General features: G+C 30.2%; 4 protein-coding genes. 3 read left to right on the top strand and 1 reads right to left on the bottom strand.

The window, feature by feature from the left end; all coding sequences use genetic code 11:
• Together IJE13_RS04525 and IJE13_RS04520 are read left to right on the top strand one after the other, a co-directional pair.
• On the top strand, positions 1–360 hold a 360-nt coding region (locus tag IJE13_RS04525; RefSeq protein WP_292777562.1), incomplete at its 5' end, for a hypothetical protein.
• Between the two features lie 441 nt (positions 361–801).
• Complete coding sequence (locus IJE13_RS04520) at positions 802–1752, top strand: bile acid:sodium symporter family protein (RefSeq protein WP_292777560.1); 951 nt, start codon at positions 802–804, stop codon at positions 1750–1752.
• 133 nt (positions 1753–1885) lie between these two features.
• Here the strand turns inward: IJE13_RS04520 and IJE13_RS04515 are convergent, their stop codons facing one another.
• On the bottom strand, positions 1886–2422 hold the full coding sequence (locus IJE13_RS04515; protein ID WP_292777558.1) for a YgjV family protein: 537 nt from the start codon (positions 2420–2422) through the stop codon (positions 1886–1888).
• 107 nt (positions 2423–2529) lie between these two features.
• Between IJE13_RS04515 and IJE13_RS04510 the strand changes: the two genes are divergently transcribed.
• Positions 2530–3360, top strand: coding sequence for a PfkB family carbohydrate kinase (locus tag IJE13_RS04510; RefSeq protein ID WP_292777555.1), 831 nt, complete (start codon positions 2530–2532; stop codon positions 3358–3360).
• The last annotated feature ends 219 nt before the right edge of the window (positions 3361–3579 follow it).

Here is a 3579-nt window from a genome sequence, read left to right as displayed (position 1 = left end):
GGAACTCCATTCAACGGTGATGTTGTTGTTACTTGTCCTGATGGAACTGAAGTGACTGTTACTGTTACTGACGGCAAAGGAGAATTTACTTGGACTATTCCAGAAGATGCTAAAGACGGCGATGAATTCACATTCACTGCTACTTTCAACGGTAATGCTACTTACCTTGCATCCAACGGAACAGGTACTGTTTCTGTAATTGAAGAAGAACCAGAACCAGAACCTCAACCTGAGCCTCAACCTGAGCCTCAACCTGAGCCTCCTGTTGCTAAAATCTTAAGTACAGGTAACCCATTAGTTGTCTTATTAGCTGCATTCATCTTATTAGGATTAGGCTTAAAACGTAGAGAAGAAGAATAAACAGTTTTTAAGGAGATTTATATCTCCTTTCTTTTATTTTTTTAAAATTTAACCTTTTTTCTTTTTTTATATTTTTTACAATTCTTGTTTTGTCAATCTTTCAAATTTTAATTCGTATTATATGAAATCATTTTTGATCTGATTTTAGTGATTGCAATATTTTTGAGGAAGCATTTTTGGAATAATTCCAATCATAATTACCTATAATGTTTAATAAAAAATACGATTAATATAATTAAATGAAATATTAAAATTGCTATTTTTATTTAGTGTATCTTTGTAATTCTTAAAGCAGCATGTTTAATAATTTAGATGATGTATATTGATGTATATATGCAAGAGTCTTAAACTCAATATTTGTATAAAATTTAAATTTTCTATTTTTCTTAATTCAAATTTTTATCTAAAAATTTATAAATAGATTTGACAAATATTAATTTTATGAAAAGAGTTTTTAAATTGGTTGAGAAATATTTCTTTATAATTATACTGATTGCAGTATTCATTGCCGTAACCATTCCAAATTCATTCAATTGGGTGATGGAAGAGTTTATGGGAGTGAATATAATCAATATTCTTTTGGGAATCATTCTCTTTGGTATGGGTACAACATTAAAAATAGAACATTTTGTAAACGTATTCAAAAGACCTAAGGAGATCCTAATAGGGGTAAGCGCCCAATATCTGATAATGCCGTTGATAGCATTTGCAATTGCAAGCCTCTTTCACTTGAATGAGGCACTGACCGTTGGGCTTGTTCTTGTTGGAACAGTGCCTGGTGGAACAGCATCTGATGTAATAACATTCCTTGCAAAAGGTGATTTGGCATTATCCGTATCCCTTACAGCGGTTTCCACTGTGATTTCACCTATCCTCACTCCAGTGATTACATTGATTCTGATTGGAAATACAATTGCTTTCAATCCAGTGGACATGTTCATTTCAATTGTTCAGATTGTAATCATTCCAATTGCCTTAGGGCTGTTTCTCAATTATAAGTTCCCAGACTTCTGTGAGGAATTGAAGAATTATCTCCCTGCACTATCATCTGTTGTTATTGCAATAATCGTCGCAGGAGTGATTGGTGCAAACAAGGAAGCGATAATCAGCTCATCCCTTGTCATAATTGCTGTAATCATTCTACAATATTTCACAGCAATGGCTTTAGGATTTATAATAGGATACTTGTCTGGAATGAAAAGAAAACAGATGGTCACCATTGCCATTGAACTTGCTTTCCAGAATTCAGGACTCTCTACAAGCCTTGCAAAGACACATTTCCCTGCCTTGACTTTGGCAACAGTTCCTGGAGCATTGTATTCAGTATGGCAAAACTTTGCAGGATCAATACTTGCATATCTATTTACCAAATATTATAATATTGAAGAGTAATTTTTTTAAAAATAGATTGATAATTTCTCTTCGTAATTATTTTTTTTATCTTCTTTATTGCATGGATTTAATTAATTATTTAAACTATTTTTTCTTTAAAACTTTTTTTAACTTTATAACTTTTTTTAATTATTTAAACTATTTTTTCTTCTCTTTCATCTCTAATTAATTTAAACAATGAAATAAATCCAATAATGGCTGTAATAACTTGGGTAAGACATGAAACGATATCATAGATTCCAATGAAGTAAACAGCATAAATCAATACGTTTACAATGAAAGCCACTTTAATCCATTTGATTTCCTTAAGATAATAATTGCAGATGGTAAGCTGTATGATTCCAATCATAGGAAGAAGACCAATCAGGCCCATTGTATTGATTATCGGACAGATGATCAATGTTATAATAATGAACATGATGGCCAATCTTGAGCTTAGCCTTTCATTCATGACCAGATAATTCCTTGCTGCTGCAATGAGCATTGTAAGTATTCCAGTCCAGGACAGGAAGAATGCAGATGATACGGTTAAAATGAGAGCTTCAATGACCTGATATTTGTAAGCTTCCCTTTTGTCGTTGACAATGCAGCTTATGACAAGTGCAATTGATGCAAAAAAAGATATAATGTTTCCTATGATGATGTTAAGGGGCAAGCTTAAAATATCCATATCATTACCTATTGTCTTTTAGTTTACATTAATTTAATTGCTTTTTGAGATTTATAATTTTTTCACTAAATTTATATATTTTTAAAAAGAGATTATGATTGATTACTATGACCCTTGTTTTGATTGGACCGGCATGTGAAGACTTGATTATAATCGGAGACAGTGAATACTCTAAGGTAGGTGGCGCAAGCCTTTTTCAGAGTTTTGTCTATGAAGAGTTCTATAATGATTACTTAGCAATAGTTAATGCTTCAAATGTTAATCTAATCGATGAGTTTCCAGACAAGTCAAAGCTAAGGCCTATTCTAAAGGAAGACACTCACTATTTCATTAATGAATATCCTGATAAGAATAACCTTGACATCAGAAAGCAATCCACCAATTTTGCAAATATTCCAATTTCAGTTGATGACTTAAGGACTATTTTTGAAGATGATGACCTTGATGCTGAAAATATCGATGCCTTTGTATTGGCACCACTTAACAGCAATGACTTTCCAATCCAAACCTTGACTTACCTAAAATCTTTTGATGTTCCAATTTTCATTTCACTTCAGGGATTCTTAAGATTGGAAGGTGAAGATGATTCGATGATACTAAAACTATCTGAAGATCTAAAATATGTTTTTGAGATTAGCGATACAATTTTCCTTGATGAAGACGAATTTGATATCATAAAAAGTGAAAAATTTTACGATTCAAACTTAGTTGTCACAAATGGAAGTAAAGGTTCAAGGATTATTGAGATTAATGGTGAAAGTATTAAAATAAATGCAGTTAAATGCAATAATATTATAGATGCAACTGGATGTGGTGATACTTATATGGCTGCATATATATCAGCAAGGTTAAATAACCAAACTTTTAAAAAATCAGGTGATTTCGCATCTATGATAGCAAGTAGGAAATTGGAAAATTTCGGACCTTATAAAAAATAGATAAATTATATTTTTTTGAAATTTTTAAAAAATAGAAAAATAATTTTTGAAAATAGTAAATATAAAAATTTTAAAAAATCATATTTTTTGAGAATAAAATTAAAAATTTTTAAAAATTATAATTTTTAGAATAATAAAAAAATTTTAAAAGATGAAAATTTTAAAAAATTATAATTTTTTGAGTAAATTAAAAAAAAATTTTATATGATGTAAATTTCT

It is taken from the genome of Methanobrevibacter sp., assembly GCF_017410345.1.
Classification (GTDB): Archaea; Methanobacteriota; Methanobacteria; order Methanobacteriales; family Methanobacteriaceae; genus Methanobrevibacter.
This window is presented reverse-complemented; position numbering and strand designations above follow the sequence as displayed.

What these genes read in the sequence shown, in the direction of transcription:
- IJE13_RS04520 (WP_292777560.1), top strand. Translation starts at nt 802, where the DNA reads ATGAAAAGAGTTTTTAAATTGGTTGAGAAATATTTCTTTATAATTATA.
- IJE13_RS04515 (WP_292777558.1), bottom strand. Translation starts at nt 2,422, where the DNA reads ATGGATATTTTAAGCTTGCCCCTTAACATCATCATAGGAAACATTATA.
- IJE13_RS04510 (WP_292777555.1), top strand. Translation starts at nt 2,530, where the DNA reads ATGACCCTTGTTTTGATTGGACCGGCATGTGAAGACTTGATTATAATC.